This window comes from Paenibacillus periandrae, assembly GCF_022458865.1.
Classification (GTDB): domain Bacteria; phylum Bacillota; class Bacilli; order Paenibacillales; family NBRC-103111; genus Paenibacillus_S; species Paenibacillus_S periandrae.
In genome coordinates this window covers 496,653-520,171 of record NZ_JAJNMU010000001.1, presented here as the reverse complement: position 1 = coordinate 520,171, position 23,519 = coordinate 496,653, and the positions used below count along the sequence as shown (strand labels likewise).

Annotated in this window: 18 protein-coding genes; 16 read left to right on the top strand and 2 right to left on the bottom strand. The window is 46.0% G+C overall.

Annotation, left to right across the window (positions count from 1 at the left end):
- Positions 1-29: 29 nt before the first annotated feature.
- The gene (locus LRL21_RS02365) at positions 30-1,091 is read right to left on the bottom strand and encodes an amidohydrolase family protein (protein WP_240414144.1); all 1,062 of its coding nucleotides are present in this window, start codon (positions 1,089-1,091) and stop codon (positions 30-32) included.
- Between the two features lie 201 nt (positions 1,092-1,292).
- Between LRL21_RS02365 and LRL21_RS02360 the strand changes: the two genes are divergently transcribed.
- From LRL21_RS02360 to LRL21_RS02305, 12 genes are all read left to right on the top strand, one after another.
- The gene (locus LRL21_RS02360) at positions 1,293-2,099 is read left to right on the top strand and encodes a helix-turn-helix domain-containing protein (RefSeq protein ID WP_240414143.1); all 807 of its coding nucleotides are present in this window, start codon (positions 1,293-1,295) and stop codon (positions 2,097-2,099) included.
- Complete coding sequence (locus LRL21_RS02355; RefSeq protein ID WP_240414142.1) at positions 2,096-3,841, top strand: cache domain-containing sensor histidine kinase; 1,746 nt, start codon at positions 2,096-2,098, stop codon at positions 3,839-3,841. Before LRL21_RS02360 ends, LRL21_RS02355 begins: the two co-directional genes overlap by 4 nt.
- Entirely contained in the window at positions 3,822-5,420 is a 1,599-nt protein-coding gene (locus LRL21_RS02350; RefSeq protein WP_240414141.1) for a response regulator, read from the top strand. Before LRL21_RS02355 ends, LRL21_RS02350 begins: the two co-directional genes overlap by 20 nt.
- Before the next feature lie 166 nt (positions 5,421-5,586).
- The gene (locus tag LRL21_RS02345) at positions 5,587-6,495 is read left to right on the top strand and encodes an ABC transporter permease (protein WP_240414140.1); all 909 of its coding nucleotides are present in this window, start codon (positions 5,587-5,589) and stop codon (positions 6,493-6,495) included.
- 22 nt (positions 6,496-6,517) lie between these two features.
- Positions 6,518-7,384: a carbohydrate ABC transporter permease gene (locus LRL21_RS02340; protein ID WP_240414139.1), complete on the top strand. Its 867-nt coding sequence runs from the start codon at positions 6,518-6,520 to the stop codon at positions 7,382-7,384.
- A gap of 65 nt (positions 7,385-7,449) precedes the next feature.
- Complete coding sequence (locus LRL21_RS02335; protein WP_240414138.1) at positions 7,450-8,949, top strand: extracellular solute-binding protein; 1,500 nt, start codon at positions 7,450-7,452, stop codon at positions 8,947-8,949.
- Positions 8,950-9,149: 200 nt separating this feature from the next.
- Complete coding sequence (locus LRL21_RS02330; RefSeq protein ID WP_240414137.1) at positions 9,150-10,145, top strand: aldo/keto reductase; 996 nt, start codon at positions 9,150-9,152, stop codon at positions 10,143-10,145.
- Positions 10,142-11,056 carry a creatininase family protein gene (locus LRL21_RS02325; RefSeq protein ID WP_240414136.1) on the top strand — a complete coding sequence of 305 codons (915 nt, stop codon included), beginning with the start codon at positions 10,142-10,144 and terminating at the stop codon, positions 11,054-11,056. Before LRL21_RS02330 ends, LRL21_RS02325 begins: the two co-directional genes overlap by 4 nt.
- Before the next feature lie 136 nt (positions 11,057-11,192).
- The gene (locus LRL21_RS02320; protein ID WP_240414135.1) at positions 11,193-11,909 is read left to right on the top strand and encodes a phytanoyl-CoA dioxygenase family protein; all 717 of its coding nucleotides are present in this window, start codon (positions 11,193-11,195) and stop codon (positions 11,907-11,909) included.
- Between the two features lie 416 nt (positions 11,910-12,325).
- Positions 12,326-15,919, top strand: coding sequence for an NEAT domain-containing protein (locus tag LRL21_RS02315; protein ID WP_240414134.1), 3,594 nt, complete (start codon positions 12,326-12,328; stop codon positions 15,917-15,919).
- 181 nt (positions 15,920-16,100) lie between these two features.
- Complete coding sequence (locus tag LRL21_RS02310; protein ID WP_240414133.1) at positions 16,101-16,787, top strand: C40 family peptidase; 687 nt, start codon at positions 16,101-16,103, stop codon at positions 16,785-16,787.
- A 162-nt stretch (positions 16,788-16,949) separates the two neighbouring features.
- Entirely contained in the window at positions 16,950-17,801 is an 852-nt protein-coding gene (locus LRL21_RS02305) for an AraC family transcriptional regulator (protein ID WP_240414132.1), read from the top strand.
- On the opposite strand, the gene LRL21_RS02300 is transcribed toward LRL21_RS02305, so the two are convergent.
- A complete protein-coding gene (locus LRL21_RS02300; RefSeq protein ID WP_240414131.1) occupies positions 17,796-18,650 on the bottom strand; it encodes an AraC family transcriptional regulator in 855 nt (284 codons plus the stop codon). The two genes, LRL21_RS02305 and LRL21_RS02300, sit on opposite strands and share 6 nt — an antisense overlap.
- A gap of 278 nt (positions 18,651-18,928) precedes the next feature.
- Here LRL21_RS02300 and LRL21_RS02295 point away from each other — a divergent pair, with 278 nt between their 5' ends.
- From LRL21_RS02295 to LRL21_RS02280, 4 genes are all read left to right on the top strand, one after another.
- Complete coding sequence (locus LRL21_RS02295; RefSeq protein ID WP_240414130.1) at positions 18,929-19,963, top strand: Gfo/Idh/MocA family protein; 1,035 nt, start codon at positions 18,929-18,931, stop codon at positions 19,961-19,963.
- Positions 19,964-20,026: 63 nt separating this feature from the next.
- Complete coding sequence (locus LRL21_RS02290) at positions 20,027-21,388, top strand: ABC transporter substrate-binding protein (protein WP_240414129.1); 1,362 nt, start codon at positions 20,027-20,029, stop codon at positions 21,386-21,388.
- A 91-nt stretch (positions 21,389-21,479) separates the two neighbouring features.
- On the top strand, positions 21,480-22,424 hold the full coding sequence (locus LRL21_RS02285) for a carbohydrate ABC transporter permease (RefSeq protein ID WP_240414128.1): 945 nt from the start codon (positions 21,480-21,482) through the stop codon (positions 22,422-22,424).
- A 1-nt stretch (position 22,425) separates the two neighbouring features.
- On the top strand, positions 22,426-23,265 hold the full coding sequence (locus LRL21_RS02280; RefSeq protein ID WP_240414127.1) for a carbohydrate ABC transporter permease: 840 nt from the start codon (positions 22,426-22,428) through the stop codon (positions 23,263-23,265).
- Positions 23,266-23,519 lie beyond the last annotated feature (254 nt).

Below are 23,519 nucleotides of genomic sequence, written 5' to 3'. Positions count from 1 at the left end.
CAGAAAACTCACATCGAAAGCATCTGCTCTTATTTTAGCTGGTACAGCTGACGGGCATTTTCGTAAAAAATCTTGTGTTTCGCTTCAGCGGACAAACCTCTCATGATCATGAAAGGGTCGTCAAAATCCCAATGCGGGAAATCGCTGGAAAATAATAGGATATTCTCCGCGTCCATCATTTCAAATATTTGCTGCAAATGCTTGGGATTATCTGGCTCTTCAATCGGCTGTGTGGTCAAATAACAATGATCACGGATGTATTGGCTGGGCATCTTCTTCAGCCATGGAGTGGTTGCGCGCAGTGCTTTGAAGTTTTTATCCATTCGCCACATCAGATGGGGAAGCCAGGCTACTCCGCCTTCTACGAGTACAAATTTTAAGCGCGGGAATTTCTCGAACACGCCTTCCAGCACAATACTAACGAGCTGAGCCATGAAATTTTGTGACAAGCAAGTGTGCCATTGAAAATAGTTGCTCACATAACCCGCCGCAGTAGGCGGATTGGAAATGCCGCTTCCTTCGGCTCCCGGGTGGATGGCAACAGGAAGCCCATGCCTCTCTGCCGCTTCATAAATCGGATGATAGTAGCGGTTTCCATAGGGAATGTGAGTAGCGCTAATGAGTATGACCTGTACGATATCGGGATGTGGTCCAATCCGATCGATTTCCCGGGCTGCCTGCAGGGGGTCTTGTGTGGCCACGGTCATAGAGCCTTTAAGCTTTGGATGATTCGGGAGCCAATGATCAATCAAATAGTCATTATAGGCTGCTACAATAGCCGTGGAATAATCGGCATCGGGATGAATGGACATTGCATAGGTGCTGCCGGTAAGTATTGCATAATCCATACGATAAGCATCAACCAGATGCTCCATTACGAGCTCAGGATAGGCTGCTGCGTCCCGTCCGTCATCCGCATAAGCATCCTTACGCTGTACGCCAATAGGCGAAGTATACGTGCCACCGCCGCCCTGTATACCGAATTTGATAACTCTGCTTTTCCATGGCTCTTTCAAGTAAGGCACGAGATCCATAGGGCTCTTCAGTGCATGATGAACATCGCAATCAATGATTTGGGCTGGAAGCTTCATATTGTCATTCCTTTCACAACGGCTGATTGATTTCTAGTTCAGTATAAAAAAATAAGCTTCTGCTTGCGATAAACAAAACAATTATTATTTGGACAATTCGATGATTACTGACTATAATGGGGGGGATTAGCCGTAACACTTAGCGAAGAATTGATAATGAAACGAATGAGCAAAACAACATGTATATGAGGTGAAACCGCGATGATTGAATTAAAATCCGTTCTTCTGGAGGAGGTTGGTCCTGAATGGAGGAAGGCAGAGGAGATCACGGAAGCCCATATTTTCATCTATGTGGTCAGTGGTCAATTGACCTATCGACTGAACCACGAGGATATACCGCTTACAAAAGGGGATATACTGTTTATTCCCAAAGGCACACTTCGTGCAGGCATCGGGGATGGTATTCAAATGCATCAAAAGTTCGCATTTCTGTTCCAGTCCTCTGGTGCAGCAGATCACACCTCCATTCCGCTGCTTGCACACAAGCCGTATCTGCTGCTGCATACCCGGAATCATGAATATATGAAGCAGCGCTTTTCACTGCTGCTGCAGCAGTGGCTTGGCAAGCTGCCGCATTACGAGCTGATCTGTACGGGCATCGTGCTGGAGCTGCTCGGTATTGCAGCAAGAGAAGCGGATCATGCAGACTTACCGTTGAAAAAGCTGTCCATGGTAGCGACGATTCAGCAGTATATCCTCGACAGCTACCGCGGACAAATTCGTCTTGAAGAGCTGTCACAGCTCGTTGACCGGACTCCTAATTATGTGACACGAATATTCCGCGAGGTGACAGGACAGACCCCAATCGATTATTTGCATCAGGTGCGTGTGTATGCCGCCCGCGATTTGCTGCTGAATTCGCCGATGACGATTGGGCAGGTTGCTGATCAGCTCGGCTATTGCGATCAATCCTATTTTAACCGGATGTATAAGAAAATCACCGGACATCCACCCTCCAATCATGCCGGACCTCAAGCGATCGGGCAGCGGAAGGAGGAGCAGGCATGAGAAGCTTGTCGAGATTGAATTCGATGCAGACGAAGCTGACGCTGACGTTCCTATTGATCCTGCTGCCGCTCGTGAGTGTCAGCATATTTGCCAATTATTATTCGCAAAGCATTATGAATGAGCAAATTAGTGACCGAACCAAAGGGGCTCTGCTAACTACCTTGGAGTATATCGATCAGCTAACCCAAAATATGGATCAGCAAACACTGCTGATTGCGTCCAATCCCAACATCGTCGATATCTGGAAAGGAATCGAGAATCCTTTAAGCCCGGACCATTTGTATGGCATCCATACCGTTCAGCAGCAGCTGACTGCGCTGACGAACGTGAATGGAGCGGTCAAGGATGCTTTTATCATTCATGGTGAAAGCGGTAACGGAGTCTCCACACTGAAGGGGGGAATCAAATGGCCTGATGTGAAAAAGGATTATTGGTTTCAGCAAACGATTAAAGGGAGCGGAGGGCTGGTAGTATATGTGCCGACCAGGGAGAGTCGCAATCCGTCGCTGTATATGAGTGAGGACATGATTTATTATATGCGTCTGCTGGATGTGCTCAGCAGTACTCGAGAACCGAATGTGATGGTGCTGGCTGTCGACAAGCGATCTTTTCAAAAAATCATCCAAAATCTGCAAACCTCGATCAATATGAACATTACACTGCTCTACAACGACGGATTTGTGCTCGAAACCAATCCAAATTCGGAAAATTTGCATAAGGAGGAGCCTTTTTCGATTACCGTACAAAAGGGTGAATGGTCGATGCGGTTGGAGCAGCCGAGGGAGGAGGTATTCAAGCTATCTCATATTCTTCAGCAATTTACTTATTTGATTACAGCTATCAGTATTATGCTGGCGATATGGATTGCATGGCTCGTGTACAGCAGCATTTCCAAACCGCTGCAGCAGCTATCGGGTGCCTTTAAACAATTCAGCAGCGGGAATCTGGCTTTCGAGGTTGTACATCAGAGGAAGGATGAGTTCGGCTTTGTGATGAATGGCTTCAATCGAATGGCGGCTGCACAGCGTAAAATGATTGAAGATGATTACGAAAAGGAGCTGCGGCTGGCCAAGGCCGAATTCAGCTTGCTGCAGTCGCAGATTAATCCGCATTTTCTGTATAATACTTTGGATTCAATCTATTCGGTTGCTTCAAGCAAACGTATTCCGGAAATAAGCGAAATGGTCATTAATCTGGCCCGTTTTTTTCGTGTAAGTCTGGGTAAAGGCAGAGACTCTTTCACATTGGCGGAGACGGTTCAGCATCTGATGTATTATATGCGTGTACAGCAAATCCGCAAGGATCATTTCACCGTGGAAATCGAGCTGGATGAGGCAACGAAGGAGCTTCAGATCCTGAAATTACTTCTACAGCCCATTGTGGAGAACTCGATCATCCATGGACTGGAACAAAGCCCGAATGAGGGTTACTTATACATTCGCTCGCGAATTGTAGAAGACAGATTATATGTCGAGGTGGAGGATACGGGAGTCGGAATCCCCGAAGACAGACTGCAGGAAATTATCATGGAAATGGACAAAATCACGAGCAAATCGTATATGAGCTCTCCAGATAAACCAACGATTCTCTATTATGGATTGAAAAATGTGAAATCACGGATCAAGCTGTATTATGGCGGTGACGCTGATTTGTTAATCGACAGCCAAGAAGGCAAAGGTACGAAAGTAACGTTGATTTTGCCAATGGGAAGGAAGGATAAACATGAAACTGTTAATCGTTGAGGATGAGCATCATGTCAGGGAGCGGATTGCGGAAGGGATCGAATGGGCAGATAATCAAGTAGAGCTGGTAGCGGCCGTCGGCAGCAGCAGGGAAGCATTAACCATTCTGCAAAAGGATCATATTGATATCGTGCTCACGGATATTCAGATGCCCTTGATGAGCGGACTGGAGCTGGCCAAATGGCTGAAACAGAAATTCCCGCTTATTAAGGTTATTATTTTAACCGGTTATGACGATTTTGAATACGCGCGGGAAAGCATCGAATATGGCGTGTTCCAGTATTTGGTCAAGCCGGCGGAGAACGAGCTCATTATGCGGACAGTACTGGATGCCAAGGCAGTCAGGGAGCGGGAAATTAACGAGAAGCACAATATAGCCATACTCGAAGCCAAGTGGAATGAGCAGCTGCCGGATTTGCAAAAGATGTTTTATAAAAATTGGTTGAATGGGCGCTATTCCATATGGGAGATTGAGAAAAGAAGCCGGGATCTTCTGCTATCTCTGGATGCCCGCAAATATTTGCCCATCATATTTGATATGGACCCCATCTCGGAGGACAACGGCCGTTTTCAGGTACACGATCGATCACTCGTGCAATTTTTGCTTGCTACCATTGCGAGCGATGTGCTGGCTGATCAGGAATGTGTGGTATTGCAGGATGATGACGGCATGACCGCTGTGGTCTTCATATGGCCGGATGAAGAGCAGGATGAAACGTTGTACGGGCGAGTGAATCCGCTCATTAGCGGGCTGCTCGGGACGGTTAAGGACTGTCTCAAGCTGACGGCGAGTGCAGGTATAGGGCCTCTGGTAGCAGACAAACAGCTGCTCGCCAATGCCTATAAGCAAAGCCGAATGGCTCTGCAGGAGAGGATTATTTTGGGCAATGAAATCGCGATTCCGTATAGGGATGTGGTTTCGATTCAGGATTCGTGGATGATGATGAGCCATTTGGAGAAGGAATATGAGGTCGCTATTGAAACAGGTGACCGTACGAAATGCGAAGCCTTTATTCAACAGATGATGGAGCTTGGTTTCTCTGCTCATACACCTGTAACAGAGGCGAAGGAAATGCTGTGGCGAATTACGTGTCTGTTGGCAAGGATTATCCATATCCACGGATGGACACTGCGTGAAGCGCTGCAGCAGGATTATGCGGATTTTGAAAACTTCAACCAGCTGTTATCCAAAGAGCAGGTTGGCGAATGGCTGCGCCGGATGACTTCACGTATTAGCCAAACGATAACCGAACGGCGGCAAACCGGCACGCAGCTTGCCATGAGTCAGGTAATCGGGTTTATTCAGGAAAGGCTGCACGAAGAGGAATTGAATCTGTATCTGGTTGCCGAAAAAATGTTTATCAGCTATTCCTACTTAAGCCGGACATTCAAGGAAGTGACCGGGGAATCCTTTTCCGATTATGTGCTTCGACTGCGTATGGAAAGAGCCAAGGAATTGCTGACCAAGGGTATTAAGGTGTACGACACGGCTGAGCAGGTGGGATATAAGCATGTGAATTATTTTTCCAAAAGCTTTCAGAAGTACTGGGGAGTCAAGCCCAGCGAAATTTATAAATGAGCGTGTTCAAACAGGAAAGTCGGAAAGCGATCCGGCTTTTTTGTGCGTTAGACAACTAGTTCGCAAAAAAGTTGCATGTAAAGGTTTAGAACTGGGGTACGAAAGATAGGTCATCCACGTTATAGTAGACAAATAAAACAAGATCAGACAGCGAGGGGAGAAAGCGATGAAAGCAGTTTCGAAAAGATTCCGGTTCAAATACGTGGATCTTTATCTGATGGTACTGCCTGGTTTACTTTTTTTGATTATTTTCAAATATGTCCCGATGTACGGCGTTGTGATTGCATTTAAAGACTACAACCTCATACAGGGAGTCATGAACAGCAAATGGGTTGGACTGCAATATTTTCGCGAGCTGTTTTTGTTTGATGAATTTCCAAGAGTGGTGCGCAACACGTTATACATCAGCCTGATGAAGCTGATCGTCGGATTCCCGGCCCCAATTTTGTTGGCACTGCTCTTAAATGAGCTTAGGCTGGTTCGGTTCAAGCGTGCTGTGCAAACGGTTACCTACCTGCCTCACTTCATTTCGTGGGTCGTTATTGGGGGGATTGCCGTAGATTTGCTGTCGCCCAACAGTGGTATCGTCAACAAGGCGTTGGAAGTGCTTGGCCTGCAGCCTGTTTTTTTCTTATCTGATGAACGGCTGTTTCGTTGGATCCTTGTCTATTCGGATGTGTGGAAGGAAGCAGGCTGGGGCGCGATTATTTATTTGGCTGCCTTGATCGGGATTAATGAGGAGCTGTTTCAGGCGGCAACAGTCGATGGAGCCGGAAGGTTAAGACAGATTTGGCATGTTTCCTTGCCCGGTATTCGATCGACGATCATCGTACTGCTCTTATTGAGGCTTGGTCATGTGCTGGATGCCGGGTTCGAGCAGGTTCTGGTCATGTACAATCCGGTCGTATATGACGTTGCGGATATTATTGATACCTATGTATTTCGCGTTGGCTTAGGTACAATGCAGTTTGGCTTGACGACGGCTGCCGGACTTTTTAAATCCGTTATCGGCTGTGTGCTGCTGCTGCTGGCTAATTATTTGGCAAGAAAAATGGGCGAAGAGGGTGTATTTTAATGACAGAAGGACGGTGGTCTCCATGATCCAAACAAAAGGTGAATCGGTATTCAGCTATGTGAATGTGCTATTCTTGTCGCTCGTTTCCTTATCGATGATATTGCCGTTCATTCATATTGCCGCCAAATCGTTAAGCAGTGAAGCACATGTATTAGCCAAGGACATCACCCTATGGCCCCAAGGCTTTAATCTGATGTCGTACCAATATGTGCTTTCCAACAAGCAATTTTTTTACTCGTTTGGCAATTCGATATTCATTACGGTGGCAGGAACCTTGATCAGTATGGCTCTAACGGTCCTGGCAGCGTATGCTTTATCCAAAAAAACATTGCCCTACGGCAGATTTCTGATGATGCTGTTCGTGATCACGATGTTTTTTAGCGGGGGTCTGATTCCGACTTATCTGGTCGTGAAGCAGGTGGGGCTGATGAATTCGTTATGGGGTCTCATTTTGCCGGTTGCGCTGGCTCCTTTTAACCTGATTCTCATACGCAATTTTTTTATGGGAGTCCCGGAGTCTCTGGAGGAATCGGTTCGCATGGACGGTGCTAATAACTGGCGTATTCTTTGGTCCATTTACTTGCCCTTATCCAAGCCGGCGCTGGCGACGATTTCGATGTTTTATGCGGTTGGCTATTGGAACAGCTTTTTTCAGGCGATGATGTACATTACAGAGAGACGCTTGATGCCGCTGCAAATGTTCCTGCTCCAGCTCGTGACAGATGAGAAAACATCAGATACGGTCATCACGGATGTATTCAAGGAGGTCACCCCCGAGACGATTCGTGCGGCAGCCATTCTATGTGTGGTTATTCCGATTATATGTGTGTATCCGTTTATTCAAAAATATTTTGTCAAAGGAATTATGCTCGGTGCGGTAAAAGGATAAGTGCCGTTCCGTTCATTATATAAGCAGCTTTTCATGATATGATTAAACAAACAGGAGGGGTTTCAATGAACTACAAGAAATCGGCATGTATAGGGATGTCAGCGGTTCTGCTAACTAGCTTAATCGCGGGCTGTGGTAACGATTCAGGCACAAGCACGACTGCGGGCAGCAGTTCCAGCAAACCTGCAACCAAAAACAAAGAATTAAAGATTATGATGTCCTATCACCCATCGTTGGAGCAGTTTCAAGGCTCTGATAATATGAACAGCAACAAATTGGTCAAGCAGCTCAAAGAGAAATCAGGCTTTGATCTTAAATACGAAGCACTGCCCAAGGATAATCCCTCGCAAAAGGTTTCGATCATTTTGGCATCCGGTGATGTGCCCGATCTGATTCGCATCAATAACAAATCGGATTATTTCAAGCTGGCCCAGCAGGGGGCATTTGAGCCATTGGATGACCTGATCAAGAGTAGTATTCCGACCCTGTCTGCTATGATTACACCGGAAATATTGGACGCCACCCGCTTCGAAGGCAAGGTGTACGGTATTCCTCACCGCGTCGCGCAAAAGGTCGGCAACGGTCTGCTTGAACGTTCGGATGTGATGAAAGAGCTGAACCTGAAGGACCCGGAAACTCTGGATGATTTTTATACGACGCTCAAAACGATCAAGGAAAAGAAAAATATTGCACCACTGACTGCAATGGCCTCCAATCCAGGTTCATTAACGGGTTCCTTCACACCGTTTGCACAAGCATTTGGGGTAGGAATGACGGCGGTAACCAAAAATAACAAGCTGGAATTCAGCTGGCTGCAGCCGGAGTACAAAGAGTTTTTAACGACGATGAAGAAATGGTATGGGGAAGGCTTGATTGATAAGGAGTTTTCGATCAACAAGGACGTGAAGGACAAATTGATTAACGGAACGGCTGTATTCACTACCACGTCGTGGTCAGATGCACAAATCATTGACCGATCTATGAAGGAGAAGAACAATGGAGGTACGCTTAAATTCATCGCACCTGTTGTGGGTAAGGGAGGCCAGTCCGGCTTTCCTGAGGAACGTCCGATAGGCACTTATTGGGTTATTCCGAAGCAAGCGAAGAATAAGCAGGGTGCTGCGGAATATATGAACTTTATTTTAGGTCCAGAGGCGGATAAGCTGCTGACCTACGGAATTGAAGGGGAAGACTACAAGGAAGAAGGCGGTAAAGTCGTTCAAACAGCTGAGCAAAGCAACGCAATTCCGTGGCGCACGCTGTATTTCTTAGGTGATTCGGACCCGAGCTTTTTTGCACGGCTGGGAGCCAAAGGATTTTTGCCTTACTATGAGCCTTTGATTCCATTTAAGCGCAACCGTGATGAGACTGCATACGCTCCTTCCGTGGAAGTGTATGATACGAAGTTTAATGAGCTGCGAAATTACGCAGAGGAGAATGCTTTGAAATTCATTATGGGTAAACGAAGCCTGGATGAATTCGATAAGTTCGTGCAGGAGTTTAATGCAAAAGGCGGCAAGGCGGCGATTGATGCCATGAATGAATGGTACGCGAAGAAAAAATAAACGACATGGTGAAGTAGCAGATACAATGGCATGAAGTGAAGATGGGACTGTCCTGCAAGGTCTGAAGCGACCTGTGAGGCAGTCTTCTTTATGTTGACTGAACAAAAGTACAACTTTTACGTCAGGTTTGGGGAAGTTTTGAACAGCTTTCCATGATACAACTAAAGTAGGACTGTATTCGCTTAAGAAGGGAGACTTATATGCAAACGTCCGTGTTCGCTCGTTCAGGTGAAGCCATCAGCAGGCTTGGCTTTGGTGGTATGGGTTTAAATGGCATCTTTGGCCAACAAGACGATGCTGCAATGATCCGTTCCCTTGTGTATGCGCTGGAGAACGGAGTTAATTTTATTGATACCGCAAGAGTGTACGGAAGATCGGAGGAGCTTATAGGCAAGGCATTAAAGGAGTGGAACGGGGAAAAACCGTTCATAGCCACAAAAGCTGCTGCCTCGGCACCGCCTCATTCCTTACCTGGTGCAGGCTTTCATTTCCCGCTGGATGTACAATCCACCTATCCGCCCGGATCCATACGGACGAGCGTGGAGCAATCGCTGCAGGCTATGGATATCGAGACACTGGATCTGCTCCAGCTTCATGTCTATTGGCCGCAATGGGATGGTGTTGATTATTGGATGGAAGAGCTGCTCAGGCTGAAGGACGAAGGCAAGGTTCGATATTTGGGTGTCTCTCTGCCGGATCACCGGCATGATCATGCGATTTCATTGGTTAGAGCGGGTGTTATTGATTCGGTGCAAACGATCGTCAATATTTTTGACTCGGTTGCACTCGATTGCCTGGTTCCAATCTGCCAGGAGAATAAAGTGGCTGTCATCGCAAGAGTTATTCTGGACGAGGGAGGGCTGACTGGATTCTTGAAGGAGGATACCGTTATCCCCGATTCGGATTATCGCTACAATTATTTTGACTGTCAGCCACGAAGTGTTTATCTGGACAAGGTGGATCGCCTTCGTCAATATGTGCCTCAGTATGCGAGCTCATTAACGGAGCTCGCGATTAAATTCGTGCTGAAGGACCCGGGTGTGACCGTTGCGATTTCTTCGATGCAGGTGCTCGAATATGCGGCGGAAAATATCGCGGCTTGTGACAAGGAAGCTTTGCCCGATGAGCTGTATGAGCTTATTAAAATACGTGAGCGTTGGATCAGACACTTCTATCATGCAAGGAGACATTTATGAGCAATGACTCAAAAACTGTATCCAAGGTGCTGTGGGCCGAGTTGTTCCCGGCTGAATTGATTGAGCGCCAGCAGCAATGTCCTGTCGTGTATATGCCGCTTGGTTTATGTGAGCCGCATGGTCAGATCAGTGCTTTTGGTTTGGATACCTTCAAAGCTGAATATTTATGCACACGTGTAGCCAAGCAGATGGGTGGTATTGTCGCTCCCAGCATGAACTATCATGTGCATGAGTCAGGACCTTCAGCCAAATTTCTGGAGGCAAATGTGGGGGAACATAATCCTTATATGTCATCCGTTCCGCCATACGTATTTTACCATTTTTTCCTGTATCAGCTGCGTTCCTTCTATAATGCAGGCTTTCAGTCGGCGGTCATATTGTCCGGACACGGTGGGGCTCATGTGCATGATCTGCGTAAAATTGCACGGATGTTTCAGGAGCAGACAGGAATGAACATTTGGTATGGAACGGATTTTGATCTGGTCGAGGGTAAGTATACGGGAGATCATGCTGGTAAATACGAGATTTCGATGCTGATGCATATTCGTCCTGATCTGATAGATCCTTCCAAAAAAGCTTTTGAGGAGCTGGAGGGGGCTGGGGGACGGTTGGCGGCTGCATCGGATGCCAATGAGGCAACTCAGGCGTACGGTGAACTGATTTGCGATGCATGTGAGCTTGCTTTAAGCCGCATTGTGGCTGAACTTGGACTGCAATCCGAACCTGTGACGAACCGCCGGCTCCCCCTTTCCTATGGAGTAGTTGAGGAATTATGGTCACATATTGTTGGCTCAGCTGAATCAGGTGCCGAGCATTGGGCAGCTTTGCAGCCGAGGGAAGGGCAAGAGCCTGTCTCTGAGCAGTCACGTTGGAAGCCTTATGAGTATATCCGTATGCAGACTAACCGGTAAGCAAGAGCACTTCTGCCTTATTCTATAAATTTCTTTGAAAAGCTGAACAAAAGTACAACTAATTGATTGAATTGAAGCAGTGAAGAACATCATTTTTCGATATATTTGTAGCATACCAAACAAGGAGGGTTTACCCATGTTAACGACCAATGCATCGAATTTTGTATTGACTGAAGAAATGATTGAAGAATTTTACCGCGAAGGCTTCTTCTACGCACCTGGCTTTTTGACCCAGGAAGCCGTTGATAAAATTAACAAGGAAAATACGGAATTCGCCACCCAGCAATCCAATGACGGCAAGTGGAAGTCCAATGCTACTGTAAACTTGGCCAAAAGTCAGGCACAGTTTCCGGAAACAGTCAATTTCCTGAGCGATACGCGAATTATTGAATCCTTTGAACGCATTTTGGGAGACGATGTCAAGCTATGGATGGGGATGTATGCTGTCGTGCCCCCGCGTGGCGAAGGCTTGGCCTGGCATCAGGATAATATGTACACGCATATTCTGGGGCATATGCTGAATGGCTTTGTCGCATTGGATCACATTACTCAAGAGAACGCAGGCTTGTGGCTGGCACCAAGATCCCATCGTTTGGGTCGTCAAAAGGATCTGAATGAGGCGGGTGAAACACATCGCCGTGCTGCTGATCCGGATAACGGGGCACCTTGCAAGCCGATGGCTCCCGGGGATGCTGTCATATTCCATAGGGAAACGCTGCATCACAGTAAAACCAACCATACCGATCTGCCAAGAAGAGCATATGCCTTTCAGGTGGCATCAGCCGTCTGCCGATATGCCGAGACAGGCAAGCTGCTGACAGACCGAGAAGATTTGTCTCCTTACAAGAAATAATTGTTTATTTATTCAAATAAAGCTGCTCATGGTTGTCTAACGTGAGTAGCTTTACGTTTTTTTATGAGATAGTGAGTTTAAGTAATTAAATATTATTGAAAATGATTCTCATTGTCAACGATAAATTTAATAACAAATTTTAATGCCCCTATCAAGAAAATTTATGTTATTTTGGGGGTTGACAATTATTTACTCCCTCATATACTATCGAAATTGTATGCATACAGCACTCCAACTACCTGGTATAAGCAGAAACGCAGATTGATTAGCAAGTACAAAGCAAAATAAGAAGGCATATGAATATTTTTTTGTGTAATTATTGAGAATGATTATCGTTATTATTTGAAGATTTGGATAAACCTGCTGAGTTTTATTGGTGGCATATTTAAGCTGCTTATTCGTAAAGGAGAGATATTGTGAACGCGCAATTTAAGAAAGTCCTGTCAAGCTTACTCATCCTGTTTGTCCTGCTTGCAGGCATCCCGCTTCCGGATGCAACGGCTGCTATCGGTGATCCAACCGTACAATTAAAATCCGCCACAACCTCGGTGTATGGTGGAAACAAGCTCTCTAGCATTTGGCAATCTGTCGGCAATGTGACCAATAGTGTATATCAACAAGTGTATGGATATGAAGCGACGATATCCTTTGATCCAAATGAGATGGAATTATCGGGCGCTACTGCCCAAACTCAGTTTAATACACCTGTAAAAACGGAAGTAGCTCCCGGAAAGTATCTTGTTACTTTTGATATCAAGGACAGAAGCAATCCTGTCAGTATTACATCCGAGACTTCTTTTCAATTGCTCTCCTTATCCGTGCAGACTAAAGCAACCTCGCAAATTCGTAACGTAACGATACAAGCATCCGATATTTCCATTATCAACAAGGATGGAAGCAAATTAAAAGTCGATGATTGCTCGTTCACCTTTACTGTGTACCCGGCCGGTGATATTACCGAGCAGAATGTGAGCTTTACAGCATTGCATGCTACCAAGGATCAAGCTTCATCTATGGATAGTTACTTTAACAAGCCAGCAAAATGGAAGGTACAAGACGGCAAGAACAAAGTTTCGTTCACTATCAATAACAGTACGGTGGTACCGAGCTTCAAGGTAGAGCAGAACGGTACCATGGTGGAAGCAACTACAGTCAGCACAGATACAGCAGCGAATACAAGAGTAGTTGAGTTTGAAGTGAGCGACATGACGGCATTGTTGAACGCTGTGGTGCATGTATCTACCTCACTGCCAAATGGATCACCTTATGAAATGGATCATTCGATTCGCTTGAGATTCGAAATCTCGAATAAGACCACCTTGAAAACGCTGATAACCGACGCACAAGCATTTCATGATGCAGCTGTGGAAGGAAGTGCAAATGGTCAATATCCAGCAGGTGCGAAAAGCACATTGCTTGTGGTTATTAATCAAGCCAAGGCGATAGCTGACAGTGCATCCGCAACCCAGCAGCAGGTGGATGAAGCACTAGCAGCTCTGCAAGCGGCGCTGGCTGTGTTCAAAGCAGCAGTCGTTGTTGTCACTAACCCGGGTACAGGAACGGGAGGTTTAGCGGACGGCCAGTATGCAATCAATTTCAACATTTACAAAAAAGGTACGAATGAAAATTCGGTAATGTACGATTATGTAGATAAGAGCAGTGGTAAATTAACGGTTGCCGGCGGTAAAAAATATGTCTCGTTCAAATTGCTGCAAAGTGCTGAAATCACTTCGTTCAAAACTGAGCAGGCTGGAATTTTGACAGAAACGGCAATCGTAAGCCAAGATACCGCTAACAACACCCGAGTTATTAAATTTGAAGTCAATGATTTGAATGCACGATTGAACGGATGGGTGAAAATATACTGGCAGGTAACGCCTACCTTCTTGTACGACAATGAGTACGATGTAGAGCTCGGTTTTTCCAGTGTAACCACAAAGCGAGAAATAAACTTTACAGCATTGCATGCTACCAAGGATCAAGCTTCATCCATGGATAGTTATTTAAACAAGCCAGCAAAATGGAAGGTACAAGACGGCAAGAACAAAGTTTCGTTCACTATCAATAACAGCACGGTGGTACCGAGCTTCAAGGTAGAGCAGAACGGTACTATGGTGGAAGCAGCTACAGTCAGCACAGATACAGCAGCGAATACAAGAGTAGTTGAGTTTGAAGTGAGCGACATGACGGCATTGCTGAACGCTGTGGTGCATGTATCTACTTCACTGCCAAATGGATCACCCTATGAAATGGATCATTCGATTCGTTTGAAATTCATTATCGTGAATACCAATTCCTTGCAAGCACTTCTAGCTGAAGCTCAAGCCATCCATGATGCAGCTGTAGAAGGAACAAGCCACGGTCAATACCTGGCAGGTGCGAAAAGCACATTGTTAGTGGCTATTAACGAAGTCAAGACGACGGGTGGCAACACATCCGCAACCCAGCAGCAGGTGGATGGAGCATTAGCAGCTCTGCAAACAGCGCTAAATGCGTTCAAAGCAGTCGTAGTTGACAAGACTATTGATTTAACTCAGCCTGTTAAAAACGGTGAATACAGTGTTACCTTCAAGGCAGCAGTATCGGAGGATGGCTCTGGGACTCCTATCAGTAATTATGTGGACAATGGAGGTACACTGAAGGTAGTTAACGGTAAGAAAATGGCAGTAATAAAATTGAAAAGTGGAGTAACGGTTTCGAAAATTCAGCTTATTAAAGCTGACGGTACAAAATCCGAGTTATTGCCGCAATATTCACTTAAACAATCAGGGGTCGTAAGAATATTGGCTGCTGAGGAAAGCTCCAGGCAGGTGGAGTTTGAGACTGCGGATTTGACAGCTACCTACGCAATTCAATTAAAGGGTTCAGGCGGAGAGGAACATACGTTTAAATTAGAATTTGACAAGGTCATCGCAGTCAATGTACCCGACGATTCGACAACACCGACCACTCCAACGACACCAGGCACCGGTACAAGCGGATCTGGAAGTTCAGGTGGCGGTGGCTCTGGAGGCGGATCAGGAACGATATCATTCACTTTGGCTGATGGCAAGTACAGCACGAACCTCACGATTTTTAAAAGTGGAACAGATGAGAAATCAATCATTCAGGATTATGTGCAAAGTCCAGGTATTGTAAGAGTAGTTGGAGGAAAACAATATATTTCCTTTATTATTAAACAAAGTGAAAAAATTACAGAAATGAAGATTGAGCAAAATGGAAGCTTGTCCGAGGTCAGCGTCCTGAGCAAGGATGAATTGAAAAATACTCGTGAGATCGAATATGAAGTAAAGGATTTATCAGCGAGATCAAAAGGCTCTGTCAAATTGGCTCAGACAGCCGTCAATGACGTCCAGTCCTTCGATATTGAAATTGCTTATGATAAGTCCAGCTTGAAGGAAATTGATCAAAATGCAACACTGACATCGATCGCCGAGAGTGGTCAACCAACGGTTAATCCAACAGCAGGACAGATTGCATTAAGCGATATCCAGAACCATTGGAGCAAAGACGCAATTGAGCGTGCAGTGGCACTTGGCATCGTTAATGGGTATGAGGATGGTTCGTTCCGACCTGACGGTGAAATCAATCGTGCCGAATTTACGGTAATGATCAGTCGAGCACTCAAATTAGAAGGCAAAGCAACAGAATTAACTTTTGCTGACCTCTCCAGCATACCAGCTTGGGTGAAACCACATTTGGCTCAGACAGTAGGTGCAGGTATTATAACGAGCTATGAGGATCAAACTTTCCGCGCAGACCGCAAAATTTCCAGATCGGAAATCGCGGTTATGATCGGGAGGGCGTTGAAGCTTCCGTCTGATGAAAAGGCAACACTTTCGTTTGCAGATGCCGAGCAAATTCCAGCTTGGGCACGTGCGTATGTTGCTGCTGCGGCCAAGCAAGGAATTATTAACGGAAGAGATAATAATATATTCGCACCTAATGCGAGTGCAACCCGTGCAGAAGCAGTGACTCTGATTGCCAAGCTGCTGGTCCAGGTTAAGTAATAATTGCTAAATCATATCCGTTTTGGAAATACGAAGGGTGCCGGGCAACTGGTATCCTTCGTGTTTTTATATGTATCTTTTAACATGATGTTAAATTTTATACCAATATTTATGTATTGAGCGAATAGCTAGGAAGAGGGTAAGATGGGAGAAACTTCATTGTGGGAAGGGAACTGACAAGATGAAACAGACATTATCCAAATTTCTGCTCTGCTCTACACTATTGTTATCCGCCTCCACTCTCCCTAATCTTACTTTATCCGCTTCTGCTGAGCCGATCTCCTCAACAGTTCTGTCACAGGGGTCTACAGGCAACCAGGTATCCTTGCTGCAAACCAATTTGAAAGTACTTGGTTATTTTAAATACTATACCGCAACAGGTTACTACGGAAGCATGACTTCACAAGCTATCGTGGACTTTCAACAAGCATACAGTTTGCCGACAACTGGAATCGCCGATCTGAAGACCCAGGCAGCCATTACAAATGCGTTGATCAAAAAGAAAATTGTTGCTGATAGCTACAGTTACCTAAAAACTCCATATGTATGGGGCGGCACGAATCCTGGTATTGGCTTTGATTGCTCCGGCTTCGTTTATTATATGTTTTCGTCACATGGTGTTTCCATGCATCGGACGTCCTCTGCCGAATTGTCACAAATGGGTACAGCGGTAAGTCGAAGCAAGCTGCAGCCGGGTGATCTTGTTTTCTTCAGCATCAATACACCAGGAGTCGTTGATCATGTAGGCATCTATGTAGGTGGGGGCCAGTTTATTTCAGCGACCCGCTCAGCAGGCATTGCTGTGCAAGCTTTAGACAACAACAGCTACTGGACACCGAGATATTTGGGAGCCAAGCGGATTTATTAAGATAAGCTAAGATAAGCAGCAAGAACCGGAAGCCATGTGCTTTCGGTTTTTTACCTCGAATTTGCTCATGCTTGGATCCGCTTTCATAATAAAAGGATGTCTGCTATACTTAAAGGCTGACAAGTATTCTAGGTTCAACCTGAAATGACGGAGGAAGCAGCTATGTTTTACGATGATATTCGTTTGGATGATGAACTTAATTTTGTGAAAAAAGTAGGTACTTTAACCGAACACGAAATGCATGTTCATGATGCGCTGGAAATTAGCATTGTGTTAAAAAATAATGTTAAATACCACCTGTGCGACCGTGATTATCATGGCAAGCCCGGTGATGTTTATGTGTTTCGTCCGTTTGAGCCGCATTGGAATCTCGCTGAGGAAAGCGATAAGCCGGTAGAGTGGACGATGGTGTTGTTTGCTCCTTCGATTGCAAGGTCAATCCCCGAAGGGCATAAGCTGCTGACGCCGTTCTATGCGGCCGACATGTTCTCGCCATTAATTCCTGCGCATACAAGCTACGCCCAAGCGATTCAAAACGCCTCCAAGCTGGCGATAGCCGAAGGTGAGCAGCAGCTTCCCGGATGGAGGGCCAAGCAATATTTGTATTTTATCGACATTCTGGTGATGATTTTCCGCTACTATGAGGCTGTACAACTGGATGATTCTTCCAATTCGAAAACGGATCAGGGCATTATTCATGTTATTCAATACATGCTGTCCCATTTCTCTGAGGATATCGATATTAACGAAATGATTGTCATGTCAAATCTGCGAAAAACACTGTTTTTCCAAAAATTCAAAGGTACTACGAGTTTGTCCCCCAATGAATTTATTAACCGTCTTCGTTTGCAATCTGCAGTCTATTTGCTGGACCACACGGCCAAGTCGATCACGGATATCGCATTTGAGTGCGGCTTCCATTCCTTAAGTTATTTTAACAAGCAATTCAAGCAGTACAGAGGAATTTCACCCAGAGATCAGCGCAATCAATTGAATATTAGAAGAGAGCTATAGATCCAAATACTGCTTTCGGTATTGATAGGGCGTAATTCTCATCCTTTTTTTGAAAAACTGGCAAAAGTAAGACAGATTCGCGAAACCGCTTTCCAAACAAATCTCGCTGATGGTTTTGGAGGAGGTTTTTAATAATAAACACGCCTGATTCAAACGTTTGGCCATCAGGTAGTCGGTGATGGTTCCCCCGGTTTTTTGCTTGAACAGCGCAGAGATATGCTTGTGGGACAGATGAACCTCCTTGGCCAGCTCTTGGATGGAGAACGGCTCCTGATAATGCGCCTCGATCCAATCCATAATGCGTTCGGCGTGGTTGAGGGAGCGGATTGAAGCGCCATCCGTACTATCATATTCCGTCCATATGGGGCGAAGCAGGCATAGAAATCGAACAAAAAATAAACCATATTCCTCTGCCAGCGTATTGACAGGAACCCTGGAACAGCGACTGTGAAGTTCCTCGTAGAGCAGGACCAGCGGGTGCTCCTCGTTCAGCTCGAATATTTGCTTGGTCAGCTGATCCTTCCATAGATGCTGGAAAAAGCTGCGCAGCACCGGAAATGGTGCCAAATAAGTATCAAATAGTGACGGCTCGAATACAACATAGGAACGTATATAATCCGAGCTGTTATCCTGTTGGATACGGTGCAGCTGAAAGGGCTGGAACACAATCAACTGTCCGCTTTTAAACTCATACATTCGGCTATCCAGCATCAAATGACCTTTCCCCTTGTAAATATACATAAACTCCATCCCTTTATGGGCATGAAAATGGTTCACCATTTGTTGATCTGCCTGATACTTCAGAACAAAATGGTTATCCGTCAAATCCAAATGCTCAAAAACGGCCATACAGTACCTCCTAAGATCGTACTTTAACTACATTATAACCGTTATTAGTGAAAGTTTAACGCGTTTTTTTATGATAAGCTTTTTAGGAAGAGTCGGTATGGCTAAAGGGGGATCAAAAATGACAATCATTATATTTGCCGACAAGTTCAACCAGGATTCTGAAGCAGCTGTATGTAGAGAGAATCAATTACAGCAAATTTGGAAGCGCGTACATGAGGATAACAGAGAGCTCATTGATAACGCTTTCGGATCAAGGATCAATAAGGGAGATGAGCAGAGTGACGGTACGGACGGCCGCATTAATTGGAATCGGAGGCATTGCGCAGGCGCTTCACCTTCCCGCACATCAAGCGTTGCACGGCTCCAGACTCAAATGGCTGTGTGATCCTGATATTCATAAGGCAAAAGCCGCCGCCGAGCAATTTGGTATTCCTCACTGGACGAATGATTCCAACTTGATATGGTCAGATCAGGAAGTCGATTGGGTGGATATTGCTGTGCCTAATCGTTTCCACGAGTCCGTGACCATAGCCTGTCTCGAATCCGGCAAGCATGTTTTATGTCAAAAGCCGTTGGCTGGTACCTTCGATGCTGCTAATCGGATGGTGGATGCAGCCGTTCGTTGTGGACGTCAGCTTGGCGTCTATATGTGCTTTCGTGGGGACCCGGCACTTCAGTTGCTCAGACGGTTGATCCGGCAAGACCATATGGGTGAGATCATTTCACTGCGGGGCAGGATGATTTCTTCCAACGGCTTCCGCATACAGGAGGGGCAATGGCGAATGGAGGAGGCTTCGGGTGCGCTGGATTTGCTTGGTGTCCATATGATCGATCTGTTTGCCTGGCTGCATAGCGATATGGAATGGGTTCAAGCCTACTCCAATACGCTGTATGCTCCGATGAAGGGCGATGATGTGACAACGGCCATATATGGTTTGGCGAGAGGAGTAACAGCAGTCCTCGAAACAACGTACAGCTCGTTCGTTCAAGCTGATACCCCCTTGTATGTGCTGGAGGTTAACGGAACGGCAGGCTGGGCCCGATATGTGCTGGATCGTGGGGAACTGACGATACAACTCAAGGACAGCTTTATTGATGAGCAGCTGGCTTATGAGGGTGGAACCATAATGGAGGCTGAATTTCCACATACGTTATCCGGTGGCGGGGCATTGCCCAATGTTCATCAAGCCTTCGTAAATGCGCTGCGTGAAGATCGTCCTTTCGAGATCGACGGTCAATGCGGCGCGCAAGCCATTCGCGTCATGTCCTGTACCAGGGAAGCGGCGATTACACACGCGAGGGTCATGATTTAAACTGTAAGGTTGGACTTGGTTGTTTTCACGTCATGATGTACATAGGAAAAGGGAGGGTTTAATATGAAGCGAAGTTTGGTAGCAATGATGTCCATGGTGATATTGGCAGGGGGAGTGGCAGGCTGTTCGACGGGAGCCAATAGCGGTAACAATACAATGGCTCCCAAAACCGACACATCCAAGCAGGAGGCGCCCAAGACAGATACGGCCAAGACAGATCCGGCAGCCAAGGTGAAAATTCGTGTAGCCTGGTGGGGCTCTCAGGACCGGAACGATAAAACGCTGAAAGCGATCGATTTGTTCATGAAAAAAAATCCGAACATTGAGGTGCAATCCGAATTTATCGGGTTTGATGATTACTGGAATAAAGTGAACACCCAGGCTGCAGGAGGTAATTTGCCAGATTTGATGCAAATCCATGAAGGCGTCATCAATGAGTACGTCTCACGGAAATTGCTCGTCGATTTGAACCCTTATGTAGATAAGGGAACGATTAATCTTAAAAATGTCGATGCCAACTATTTACCGGATAAGGTGGACGGCAAGCTGTGGGGTGTCAATCTGGGTACCAACACGATGACGATGATCTACGATCCGGCTCTATTCGCAAAAGCGGGCGTTGAAGAATTAAAGCCGGGCTATACGTATGAGGATATGGCCAATACGCTGCGTGCCATGAAAGCCAAGCTCGGTAAAGACTTTTACGGGATTACGCTGGATAACGGTTATGACGGATTCAAGCATTTTGTTAGACAGAACGGAACGATGTTTTATTCGGCTGATGGGAAAAAGCTCGCATATCCCGACGATAAGGTGTTCGTTGACTACTTTACCTATTGGCAGAAGCTGATGAAGGAAGGTTTGACACCAGGACCTGAGGTTCAATCCGAATTTAAACAGCTGGAAAATTCACTTCTGGTCCATGGCAAAGCAGCGATTCAGCCGGTTCAAAGCAACCAGATTGTAGCCTTGGTAGCGGCCTCCAAACGTCCGTTGAAAATGACGGTTTACCCGACGCTGCCCGGCGGAAAGGAAGGGCATTTCCTGAAGGCGGCGATGTCATTCGCTGTTACGAGCCACTCGAAAAATCCGGAAGCAGCAGCCAAGCTGATCGACTTTTTCACCAATGATGCTGAAGGCAACGATATCTTGGCGGCAGAGCGGGGAATTCCGATCTCCTCTGAAATCCGCAAATCGGTTTCGGCGAAGCTTCCAGACACGTCCAAGCAGATGTTCTCCTACGTCGAAGTTGCCCAAAAGTATGCTCGTGAGAGTGAAGCACCATCCCCTCCAGGCGATAACGAGATCCGTACGCTGCTCGGCAAGCTGCAGGAGCAGATCAATTTTGGCAAGCTGACGCCGGAGGAAGGTGCCAAGCAATTCCGTAAGGATGCTGAGCAAATTCTAGCCAAAAGCACAAAGTAAATTTACTAACACGTTAACCAGGATTTCTACAAATTAAGTAAACAGCCGTTCGGCATCGGACGGCTCATCTTCATATAGGGGGCGATTCACGATGCGCCAGACAGTAGCAACAGACCGCCATTCTATCGGGGTGAATAAGCTTGCGGCGTTACGGGAATGGAAAAAAACGATCATTGCATATGGTTTTATTTCACCGTGGCTCATAGGCTTTGTTGTATTCATTATCGGCCCGATGCTGGCTTCTTTATATTTTTCCTTTACGCAATATGACATGCTGTCCAACCCCAAATGGATTGGACTTGATAATTATATCGAAATGTTCACCAGCGATAAGCGTTTTCTCACTGCACTTAAGGTGACCCTGCTGTTCGTGCTCGTTTCGGTTCCGCTTAAATTGATGTTTGCTTTGCTGGTTGCGATGATTTTCAATGTGGATCGAAAAGGGGTTACCGTTTACCGTACGCTTTACTACATCCCGTCCATCCTGGGGGGGAGTGTCGCGGTTGCTGTGATGTGGAAGCAATTATTTGGCTCCAAGGGAGCTGTCAATTCACTTCTGGGCTTGATTGGAATTAAAGGCATGAGCTGGATTGCAAGCCCCGATTTTGCTTTATGGACATTGATTCTGCTCGTGGTTTGGCAGTTTGGCTCACCGATGCTTATTTTCCTGGCTGGGCTCAAGCAAATTCCGACTGAATTGTACGAGGCCGCCAAGATGGATGGAGCTGGTGCCGTCATGCGCTTTTTCCGAGTTACGCTGCCGATGCTGACGCCTATCATATTTTTTAATCTGGTGATGCAGACAATAGGAGGCTTTATGACCTTCACGCAAAGCTTCTTGATTACAAGTGGCGGCCCAATGGATTCTACTTTATTTTATGCGGTGTATTTGTACGAGACGGCTTTTACGCATTTCCATATGGGCTATGCATCGGCGATGGCCTGGGTGCTGCTGCTTATCGTGGGCCTGTTCACAGCATTGATTTTCAAATCCTCGTCCTCATGGGTTCATTATGAAACCGAAGGAGGGAAATAGGATGAGCAGTTCGATACGTACGGTTTTATTTCATACAGGTGTGATACTGCTGGGGTTGTTCATGGTGTACCCGATCCTGTGGGCCATTTCGAGCTCGGTGAAGCCGGAAGCGGAGATTTTTCAGAATGCGTCTTCCTTAATACCTTCAAGCCTGCGATGGGATAATTATGTGAAGGGCTGGGCGGGTTTCGGTAATTTTCATTTTGGGCTGTTTTTTCAAAATTCCTTAATCATTACGACAGCGATTGTGATAGGTACGCTGATTTCGTCCAGTCTGGTAGCGTTTGGTTTTGCACGTCTGCAGTTTAAGCTGCGTAAGCTATTGTTTGCTTTACTGCTGATGGCGATCATGCTGCCCGCGCAGGTCACTTTGATTCCTCAATATATTTTGTTTCACAAGCTGGATTGGGTGAATACCTTTTTACCATTGATCGTTCCCGCATTTGTAGGGGGAACCCCGTTTTTCATTTTCCTGCTGATTCAATTCATCAGAGGTATCCCCAAGGAGCTGGATGAGTCAGCAGTGATCGACGGCTGCTCTACCTTTGGCGTGTTTTGGCATATGATGCTCCCGCTGATGGCTCCTGCCCTGGCGACGGTTGCTATCTTTTCGTTCTATTGGTCGTGGGATGATTTCCTCGGGCCGCTTATTTACTTGAATCAAACGAAGCTGTTCACCGTATCGCTTGGCCTGCGGATGTTTGCAGATCCGTCCTCGATGTCACAATGGGGCCCGTTATTTGCGATGTCCGTGCTGTCGATTGTTCCGCAGATGCTCGTATTTTTGTTTTTCCAAAAATATCTGGTGCAGGGACTTGCTACTACCGGCTTGAAGGGGTAAGGGAAGAGCTGCCAGCAGCCACAGCAATAGTGTTGTAGGCTTAGAACGTATTGGATGGATAGAAACCCGCCGAGAGCGGGTTTTTGTGAATAAACGTACATTTGATTTGTAAATAAAAGGTATCAAATTGTGTACGAAGGGAGACATTAATTTCAGCGAATTTAAAATAGGCCGTCTGTAATTAGATAGGTTGCAAACCTATCTAATTGTGTGATTTAATATATGCATGTCCAGTACAATTTAAAACTGTTGAA

What these genes read in the sequence shown, in the direction of transcription:
- LRL21_RS02365 (WP_240414144.1), bottom strand. Translation starts at nt 1,091, where the DNA reads ATGAAGCTTCCAGCCCAAATCATTGATTGCGATGTTCATCATGCACTG.
- LRL21_RS02360 (WP_240414143.1), top strand. Translation starts at nt 1,293, where the DNA reads ATGATTGAATTAAAATCCGTTCTTCTGGAGGAGGTTGGTCCTGAATGG.
- LRL21_RS02355 (WP_240414142.1), top strand. Translation starts at nt 2,096, where the DNA reads ATGAGAAGCTTGTCGAGATTGAATTCGATGCAGACGAAGCTGACGCTG.
- LRL21_RS02350 (WP_240414141.1), top strand. Translation starts at nt 3,822, where the DNA reads ATGAAACTGTTAATCGTTGAGGATGAGCATCATGTCAGGGAGCGGATT.
- LRL21_RS02345 (WP_240414140.1), top strand. Translation starts at nt 5,587, where the DNA reads ATGAAAGCAGTTTCGAAAAGATTCCGGTTCAAATACGTGGATCTTTAT.
- LRL21_RS02340 (WP_240414139.1), top strand. Translation starts at nt 6,518, where the DNA reads ATGATCCAAACAAAAGGTGAATCGGTATTCAGCTATGTGAATGTGCTA.
- LRL21_RS02335 (WP_240414138.1), top strand. Translation starts at nt 7,450, where the DNA reads ATGAACTACAAGAAATCGGCATGTATAGGGATGTCAGCGGTTCTGCTA.
- LRL21_RS02330 (WP_240414137.1), top strand. Translation starts at nt 9,150, where the DNA reads ATGCAAACGTCCGTGTTCGCTCGTTCAGGTGAAGCCATCAGCAGGCTT.
- LRL21_RS02325 (WP_240414136.1), top strand. Translation starts at nt 10,142, where the DNA reads ATGAGCAATGACTCAAAAACTGTATCCAAGGTGCTGTGGGCCGAGTTG.
- LRL21_RS02320 (WP_240414135.1), top strand. Translation starts at nt 11,193, where the DNA reads ATGTTAACGACCAATGCATCGAATTTTGTATTGACTGAAGAAATGATT.
- LRL21_RS02310 (WP_240414133.1), top strand. Translation starts at nt 16,101, where the DNA reads ATGAAACAGACATTATCCAAATTTCTGCTCTGCTCTACACTATTGTTA.
- LRL21_RS02305 (WP_240414132.1), top strand. Translation starts at nt 16,950, where the DNA reads ATGTTTTACGATGATATTCGTTTGGATGATGAACTTAATTTTGTGAAA.
- LRL21_RS02300 (WP_240414131.1), bottom strand. Translation starts at nt 18,650, where the DNA reads ATGGCCGTTTTTGAGCATTTGGATTTGACGGATAACCATTTTGTTCTG.
- LRL21_RS02290 (WP_240414129.1), top strand. Translation starts at nt 20,027, where the DNA reads ATGAAGCGAAGTTTGGTAGCAATGATGTCCATGGTGATATTGGCAGGG.
- LRL21_RS02285 (WP_240414128.1), top strand. Translation starts at nt 21,480, where the DNA reads ATGCGCCAGACAGTAGCAACAGACCGCCATTCTATCGGGGTGAATAAG.
- LRL21_RS02280 (WP_240414127.1), top strand. Translation starts at nt 22,426, where the DNA reads ATGAGCAGTTCGATACGTACGGTTTTATTTCATACAGGTGTGATACTG.